Source organism: Stenotrophomonas sp. PA-6-5C, from assembly GCF_021605635.1.
In the GTDB taxonomy this organism is placed as follows: domain Bacteria; phylum Pseudomonadota; class Gammaproteobacteria; order Xanthomonadales; family Xanthomonadaceae; genus Stenotrophomonas; species Stenotrophomonas lactitubi.
The window spans coordinates 25,745-33,556 of record NZ_WKEE01000056.1; the positions used below are offsets into that span (position 1 = coordinate 25,745).

Below are 7,812 nucleotides of genomic sequence, written 5' to 3' on the forward strand. Positions count from 1 at the left end.
GATCCGCGCCATGCGTGGATGGTCAATTCAACGCTCGGCCGCTTACCAGCGCAGCTTGCGACGCGCCAGCGCCGTCGCCAGTTCTTCCATCAACGCATGTGCACGCGCCTGCGGCAGGTAGCGCAGCGCCAACGCCACATCGCCATGCGCACCGGCGGTGTCCAGATGCAGGCTGGCCGTACCCAGCAGCTTGTCCAGCGGTGAGCGCTGCAGGCGCAGGCCCTGCACCTTGTCCAGCTCGGCCCAGCGCCACCAGCGCTTCCACCAGCCGCCGCGCACCGCCACGAACTGGCCATCCAGGTGCCACCCCATCCGTGCCATCTGCCGGTGCGCGATCAACAGGCTGACCGGTAGCCAGGCCAGCAGTGCCAGGGCCGGCAGGCCCCAGCGCCAGTACAGCGCGGCGGTCAGCAACGGCACCGTCAGCAACGTGGACAACGACAGCCGCCACCATCCGCGTTGCGGTATCGGCTGCCACTGCTGCGGCGGCCATTGCAGCTGTGGCAGCAGGTGGCGTACCAGCCCGTCGCAGGCGCTGGCGCCAGCCAGCGGTGCCAGTTCGCGCAGCGCGCGGTCGTCGTCGCGCGAAGGGCCACCGGCGGCGCTGTCGATACGTAGCTGGCGCAACCCGAACCAACGCTGCAGGGTGCTCTCGCCCAGCGTCCATGCCTGGATGCGGCGGCGAGCGACGCTGCTGCGGGTGCGGCTGAGCAGGCCGGTGGAGACGGTCAGGCGCCGCTCGCGCTCGGTGAGGGTGAAGCCGTGGTAACGCAGCAGCGTCAACACTACCGAAAGCACCCGCAACAACAGCCAGCCCAGCAGCAATGCCGCGGCCAGCAGCACCAGGCCACCGGTTACCCCGGTGTGCAGATGGCTGGCGTAGCCGAAGGCCTCGCGCCCGCCGCGCTGGATGGCATCGTCCATCACCGGGCGCGGTACGGTCTGGAACAGAACACCGAAGGCGGCGATCGCCAGCGCCCAGCCGCGGTTGGACAGCAGGCCCATGCGCAGCACATCCCAGCTCGACAGGCGCAGCAGTACCTGTTCGTCGTCGGATGGCACGACACTGGCAGCCGGCGCGTCGCCCGGCGTTGGTTCGGGCGCCTGTCCACGCTGGCGCACCAGCTGTTCCAGGGCCAACGCCTGGTCCAGCCGCAGCACGCGCATCTCCGCTTCCGGGCGCACGCCACCGGCTGATTCCAGGCGCAGTTCGGCAACCCCGAACAATCGATGCAACGGGTTCTGCCGCACTTCCACGTTATGGATGCGGGCAAAGGGAATCTCGCGCCGGTTGCGCGCCAGCAGGCCGCTGCGCACGGTGATCGCATCGCTGCCGATGCGATAGCGGTAACTGAGGTACTGCAGTACCGAGACCAGCACCAGCGCGGCGATGGCGGTCAGCGGGATCAGCTGAGCCCACATCGGATCGCGGTCGCCGCGTTGGCCGAACACCAGCAATGCGACCAGCGGCAGGAAATAGTGGCGCAGCTGCATCAGCAGCACGAACAGCCACGACCACGGGTGCAGGCGATGCTCTTCGCCGCCGTTGGGCAGCGAGGGCGGCAGGGGCGGGGGCTGGCTCACAGGGCGTCGGCGTCCTGGTCCAGCTGATGGGCCAGGGTGTCACGCAGGCGCTCGGCATCGGCTTCGTCCAGCCCGGCGACGGTGACTGCACTCAGGCGGGTGCCGGCGGTGTGCACGATCAGCGTGGCCAGGCCTGCACGCCGCTCCAGCGGCCCGCGACGCAGGTCCAGGTGCTGCACGCGCGAAATCGGAACGCGGGTCTCCAGCTGCCACATCAGGTCGCGGCGCAGGCCCAGGCCCTGCGCGTCCAGCCGCCAGCGGGTATGGGTCAGGCGGCGATGGCCGATCCAGCCACCGAAGGCAAGGCCGACCAGCGGCCCCAGCATCGCAACCCACAGGCCACCGGGAAGCTCGAAGAACCACCAGAGTGCCGCCAGCGGTGCGCCGGGGATGAACAGTCCGCCGAAGGCGCCCTCCAGCGCCGCCAACCGGGCAGCGCGCCGCGGCAGGGGTTGCCAGTGGTCGAGGGGCATTTCGGCGGCAGCAACAGGCAAGGGAAGTTCAGTCACGCGGGCGTCCGTCGGGCAGCAGGGCGGGCAGGCGCGGTGATGGCCGCACCGCGCAGACGTTAGCAGGTCGCCCGCGTTACTGGGCGGCCTGGATCAGGGCGTCGACATCCAGCAGGTGGCCGGCGCGGTCGGCCTTGGTGCGCAGGTAGTGCTCGTTCTCGGCGGTGATCTCGCCGGTGACCGGAATGCAGTCCAGCACTTCGATGCCGGCATTGCGCAGGCGTTGTGCCTTGGTCGGGTTGTTGCTGAGCAGGGCGACACGCGACACGCCCAGCCCGCGCAGCATCGCCACGGCGCTGCCATAGCGGCGCTCGTCGGCGCCGAAGCCCAGCTGCGCATCGGCGTCGATGGTATCCAGCCCGTCATGCTGGTAGCCGTAGGCGCGCATCTTCGCGGCGATGCCGGTACCGCGGCCTTCCTGGTCCAGGTACAGCAGCACGCCGCCGCCCAGTTCCTTCAACTTGCGCAGGCCACGGCGCAGCTGGTCGCCGCAGTCGCACTTGAGTGAACCGAACAGGTCGCCGGTGAGGCAGGACGAATGCACGCGTACCGGTACCACGGCGGACAGGTCCGGTTCGCCGACGATGATCGCCACCTGGTCGCGCTGGGCGACGCCGCCGCGGAACACCGCGAACGTGGTCATGCCGACATCGCGAAGCGGCACAGGAGAACGTGCCACCAGTTCGTAATCATGTGCGGCATGCGCAGCGCCTTCGGCCAGATCGCACAGGCCGACCTCGGCGGCGCCATCGAAGGTGCTGTCAGTTGCCTCAAGGCGCACGGCCACCATCGCCGGCAGCAGCAGGCCCAACCGGGCCAGTTCCACTGCGCCGGCATCGAACGCATCGCCTGCGCTCCAGGCCGCGGGCATCGGCCCTGGTTCGCGCAGGTAACCCAGCGAGGGCAGGGCATCGAAGGCGACGCCGGCCAATGGCAGGCGCGCGCCCTCGGGTGCCTCGACACCGAGCACGCGGGCGCGGGTGGCGGTCAGATACAGGTAATGGCGCTCGCGCGCGGCGCTGGCGAAGGCGGCAAAGCTGCTGGCAGTGGCGCTGTCCAGCGCGATCACCGCCAGGCGCTGGCCCTGGCCATCGTGGAGCAGGACCGGGCGACCGGCGCGCAGTTCGGCGACCGCGCGCTCGCAGCGGATCGCTGCCGGATCACCGAACAGGGAGGAAGCAGACATGGCAGGACCGGGGGAGGCGGACATCGGTGTCTCTATGGGGGCGCCAGCGTCGTATTCAACGTGCTGCGGCGGTGTGTCGCAGGCCGGGTGGAGCGGCTTTCAGTGCGGATGCTCGTCGGTCGCGTACGGGTCTTCCTCGCCGCTGCCCGGTGGCCGCAGCGTATAGCGCTTGTAGGTCCACTGGTACTGCGCCGGGTCGCGGCGGGCGATACGTTCGATGCCTGCGTTGAGCGCGGTGGCGGCGACCTCTGGGTCCGGGTCGGCCACGGCCGGGTCGGTCGGCTCGATGTGCAGGGCGAATTCCATGTCCGGGCCGATGCGCTCGCACCAGCCATACAGCACCGTCGCGCCGGTGCGCTCGGCCAAGCGGTTGACCAGCGTCATGGTCAACGCCTGCACGCCGAAGAACGGCACGAACACCCCGTCGCCGGCCTTGGGCTGCTGGTCGGGCAGGATGCCGGTGGCACCGCCGTCCTTGAGCACCTTGAACAGCTGGCGCACGGCCGGGCCCTCGGCGCGCACCTGCTGCACGTTGTGGCCGCCGCGCACGATCTGCAGGAAGGCATCGCTGGCCTCGTCCTCCGGCGGCTTGTAGACGATGGCGATCTGCCCGCGCGAGGCCAGCCACTGGTTCAGCAGCTCCCAGTTGCCGTAGTGCGGGGCCGCCACGATCACGCCCTTGCCGCTGGCCAGCGCCGCGTCGTACAGCGCCTGGCCGTGGCGCTCCTTCAGGTGCAGGCGCAGGTTGTCTTCGGGCTTCCGGCTCCACAGGCGCAGGGTCTCGATGGCCTGCAGGGCGGTGGAGCGCAGCAGCTCGCGCTGCAGGCGTTCGCGTGCCGCGCCATCCAGCTCGGGGTAGGCCAGCTCCAGATTGCGGCGGGTGACGCGGCTTTCGCGGGCATCGAGGCGCACCCACGTCCAGGCCAGGGCGTGCGCGAACCCGCGCAGCAGTGGCCAGGGCAGGCGGGCGAACAGGGTGGTGGCGCGGTAGACCAGCCGGGCTTTGCGGTGTGGATTCATCTCCCCCAGTTTAGCCAAGGGCGCTGCTATCGTGGCCGGCCCTTGCCTGGAAGCCCGCCGATGCTCGTCCTGATTCAACGTGTCAGCCAGGCCGCCGTGCATGTGGAAGGTGAGGCGGTAGGGCAGATCGGCCCCGGCCTGCTGGCCCTGGTCGGCATGGAGCCGGGTGATACCGAGGCCCAGCTGCAGCGGATGGCCGAACGCGTGCTCGGCTACCGTGTCTTTGCAGATGAGGCCGGCAAAATGAACCGCTCGCTGCGTGATACCGCCGGCGGCCTGCTGCTGGTCAGCCAGTTCACCCTGGCCGCGGACACCCGTTCCGGCATGCGGCCCAGCTTCACCAGCGCGGCACCGCCGCAGGAGGCTGAACGCGGGTTCAATCGATTTGTCGGGATCTGTCGTGAAAATCACGCGCCAGGGGTGGAAACGGGCCGGTTTGGTGCCCATATGGTCGTCAGCCTGGTCAATGACGGTCCCGTGACCTTCCTCCTCAGGCCCTAGGCCACCGGGACCACCGCCCGGCAGGCCGGGCCCCGGGCTGGTATAATGCTACGTTCCCTATTTCCCCCTAGCCGGTGGCGCGAGCACTACATGGCCAACGAACGTCCTGCCCAATCCGAAATCAAGCAACTGATCAGCAAGGGCCTGGAACAGGGCTACCTGACCTATGCCGAAGTCAATGACCATCTGCCGGACGACATGGTCGACCCGGAACAGATCGAAGACATCATCGGCATGATCAACGGCATGGGCATTGATGTCCATGAAGTTGCTCCGGATGTGGAAACCCTGCTTCTCAACGACGGCAACACGGGCAACCGTGAGGTCGACGACACCGCAGCCGAAGAAGCTGCCGCCGCGCTGAGCGCGCTCGACACCGAAGGTGGCCGTACCACCGACCCGGTGCGCATGTACATGCGCGAAATGGGTACCGTCGAGCTGCTGACCCGCGAAGGCGAAATCGCCATTGCAAAGCGCATCGAAGAAGGCCTGTCCCAGGTCCAGGCCGCACTCGGCCAGTTCCCGGTGTCGGTCGAATCGCTGCTGACCGATTACGAAGCGCACAAGGAAGGCCGCAAGCGCCTTGCCGAAGTGATCGTCGGCTTCAATGACCTGTCCGACGAAGTGCCGGCCCCGGCTGCTGCCGTGGCCGATGACGCGGACGATGCTGACGCGGACGCCGACGAGGAAGAAGACGACGTCGACGGCGGCGATGAAGAAGCTGCACCGACCGGTCCGGATCCGGAGGAAGTCGCCGCGCGCATGCAGGCGCTGGGCGATGCCCTCAACGCCTTCAAGAAGGCTGTTGCCAAGGGCGACAAGAAGAACCTGCTGAAGCTCCGCGAGGAGATGTCGGCGGTGTTCGTCACCCTGAAGCTGCCGCTGCCGCTGACCGACGTGCTGACCAAGCAGCTGCGCGACACCATGGGCAGCGTCAAGGCCCACGAGCGCCGCGTGCTGAACCTGGCCACCGTCACTGCCCGCATGCCGCGCAAGGACTTCATCCGTTCCTGGGAAGGCAACCAGACCAACCTGGAATGGGTGGAAGACGCACTGAAGCGCAAGCAGAAGTGGTCTTCGGCGCTGCGTGAAGTGAAGGACCAGATCGTGTCCGAGCAGCAGGCCACCATCGATATCGAGAAGGTCACCCTGCTGGACCTGGACGAGCTGAAGGAACTCAGCCGTGCCATGGCCTACGGCGAAGCCAAGGCGCGCAAGGCCAAGAAGGAAATGGTCGAGGCCAACCTGCGCCTGGTGATCTCGATTGCCAAGAAGTACACCAACCGCGGCCTGCAGTTCCTCGACCTGATCCAGGAAGGCAACATCGGCCTGATGAAGGCCGTGGACAAGTTCGAGTACCGTCGCGGCTACAAGTTCTCTACGTATGCGACCTGGTGGATCCGCCAGGCCATCACCCGTTCGATCGCCGACCAGGCGCGCACCATCCGTATTCCGGTGCACATGATCGAAACGATCAACAAGTTGAACCGCATTTCCCGCCAGATGCTCCAGCAGTACGGCCGCGAGGCTACGCCGGAGGAGCTGGCCAAGGAAATGGACATGCCGGAAGACAAGATCCGCAAGGTGATGAAGATCGCCAAGGAGCCGATCTCGATGGAAACCCCGATCGGCGACGACGAGGATTCCCATCTGGGCGACTTCATCGAGGACACCAACGTGGAGTCCCCGATCGAGAACACCACCAACATCAACCTGTCTGAAACCGTGCGCGACGTGCTGGCCGGCCTCACCCCGCGTGAAGCCAAGGTGCTGCGCATGCGCTTCGGCATCGACATGAACACCGACCACACCCTCGAGGAAGTCGGCAAGCAGTTCGACGTGACCCGCGAGCGCATCCGCCAGATCGAAGCGAAGGCCCTGCGCAAGCTGCGTCACCCGAGCCGTTCGGAGCAGCTGCGCAGCTTCCTGGATATCGATTGATTTCCAGCGCGTGCTGATGTGTTGAGAGAAACCCCGCTTCGGCGGGGTTTTTCTTTGGGCGGAATCTGCTGCAGCGTCGAGCCGGTGCTTGGCTCCTGTTGGCGGTGACGCATTCGCCCTTTGACGTTCCGGGGCGACAAACGCACTCTGGCGTCGCAGGTGCTCAACACACCTCGTAGGCGGACCGGATCACCGGCACCGATGCGGACGCGCTGCAGGGACACGTGCAATGCGTGCATCTGCGGCATCAACCCTGTTGAGCATCTGGAGCTTGGCCATGAATGCTGTTGAACATGATGTGCCTGTTGTCGCTGCCCTGGATTTCCCGCCGTTGATGACGTGGGAGGACGTCATGCAGGACGAACGGGAAGATCGGCTTGGCTTCGCTCGACGGGCGACGCTGGCGCTGCTGACGCAATCGGGAGAACAGTTGGTTGCGGGGTTTGCCAGTGGCAACCGCAAGGGGCTGGAGGGTGCCATGAAGGCGGTGGCGCTGTTCCAGGCGCATCTGCAGGAGATGGAGCGGTTGGCGGGGATGGCGGAGAGACGGCTGCAGTGTGTTGGCGAAGTGGTTGCTGCTGCCGGGTGAGTAGCCGATTCCGGCCGTGCTCCACTACACTGTAACGCTGTGCAGGGCCTATAGCTCAACGGTTAGAGCAGGGGACTCATAATCCCTTGGTTCCAGGTTCGAATCCTGGTGGGCCCACCATCTACTGATCCGACCACGTCCAGATCAGTCCGAATGTTCTAGAAAAACGGCCGTATTCCAGGGATTCCCTGTCCAGCCGGGTCCGGTCACGTGCGCCTCCATCCAGCTGGAACGTGAGTAACGGTGCGAGTAAGATGATCGGGAGATCTCTATTTACTCACATATCCGTTACTCACAGCCATGTTGACAGACACCAAGCTGCGCAGCCTCAAGCCCCAAGGCAAGGTCTATCGCCTCCGCATCAGTCGTTCGATGCGGTGCAGGCCGCAGGGATAGCCTGCCTCCAGCACATCACGCCATACACGGCGTGCGCCGTAGGTGCGGTCACTATCGACGAAGCTCAGCCGCGCTTGCTGGCCGAG

General features: G+C 66.6%; 7 protein-coding genes, 1 tRNA gene and 1 pseudogene. 4 read left to right on the forward strand and 5 right to left on the reverse strand.

From position 1 onward, the window contains the following. Window positions 1-42 precede the first annotated feature (42 nt). From GIW57_RS19650 to GIW57_RS19665, 4 genes are all read right to left on the reverse strand, one after another. Window positions 43-1,584: a PH domain-containing protein gene (locus GIW57_RS19650; protein ID WP_100462270.1), complete on the reverse strand. Its 1,542-nt coding sequence runs from the start codon at window positions 1,582-1,584 to the stop codon at window positions 43-45. Then, the gene (locus tag GIW57_RS19655; RefSeq protein WP_236512426.1) at window positions 1,581-2,057 is read right to left on the reverse strand and encodes a PH domain-containing protein; all 477 of its coding nucleotides are present in this window, start codon (window positions 2,055-2,057) and stop codon (window positions 1,581-1,583) included. The genes GIW57_RS19650 and GIW57_RS19655 overlap by 4 nt, the downstream gene beginning before the upstream one ends. A gap of 112 nt (window positions 2,058-2,169) precedes the next feature. Continuing rightward, window positions 2,170-3,303, reverse strand: coding sequence for a GTP cyclohydrolase II RibA (gene ribA, locus GIW57_RS19660; RefSeq protein ID WP_236512420.1), 1,134 nt, complete (start codon window positions 3,301-3,303; stop codon window positions 2,170-2,172). A 75-nt stretch (window positions 3,304-3,378) separates the two neighbouring features. After that, the gene (locus GIW57_RS19665) at window positions 3,379-4,299 is read right to left on the reverse strand and encodes a lauroyl acyltransferase (protein WP_089237157.1); all 921 of its coding nucleotides are present in this window, start codon (window positions 4,297-4,299) and stop codon (window positions 3,379-3,381) included. A gap of 60 nt (window positions 4,300-4,359) precedes the next feature. On the opposite strand from GIW57_RS19665, the gene dtd reads away from it, so the two are divergent. The 4 genes from dtd (at window position 4,360) to GIW57_RS19685 (ending at window position 7,450) form a co-directional block, all read left to right on the forward strand. Next, window positions 4,360-4,800: a D-aminoacyl-tRNA deacylase gene (gene dtd / locus GIW57_RS19670; protein WP_236512422.1), complete on the forward strand. Its 441-nt coding sequence runs from the start codon at window positions 4,360-4,362 to the stop codon at window positions 4,798-4,800. A 90-nt stretch (window positions 4,801-4,890) separates the two neighbouring features. Continuing rightward, a complete protein-coding gene (rpoD, locus tag GIW57_RS19675) occupies window positions 4,891-6,741 on the forward strand; it encodes an RNA polymerase sigma factor RpoD (RefSeq protein ID WP_236512424.1) in 1,851 nt (616 codons plus the stop codon). A gap of 277 nt (window positions 6,742-7,018) precedes the next feature. Then, window positions 7,019-7,330 (forward strand): hypothetical protein, encoded by a 312-nt coding sequence (locus tag GIW57_RS19680; RefSeq protein ID WP_100462276.1) that lies wholly within the window; start codon window positions 7,019-7,021, stop codon window positions 7,328-7,330. A gap of 44 nt (window positions 7,331-7,374) precedes the next feature. After that, window positions 7,375-7,450 (forward strand) — tRNA-Ile (locus GIW57_RS19685). Window positions 7,451-7,686: 236 nt separating this feature from the next. On the opposite strand, the pseudogene GIW57_RS19690 reads toward GIW57_RS19685, so the two are convergent. After that, window positions 7,687-7,812, reverse strand: a pseudogene (locus GIW57_RS19690) (IS3 family transposase); the annotation flags it as partial.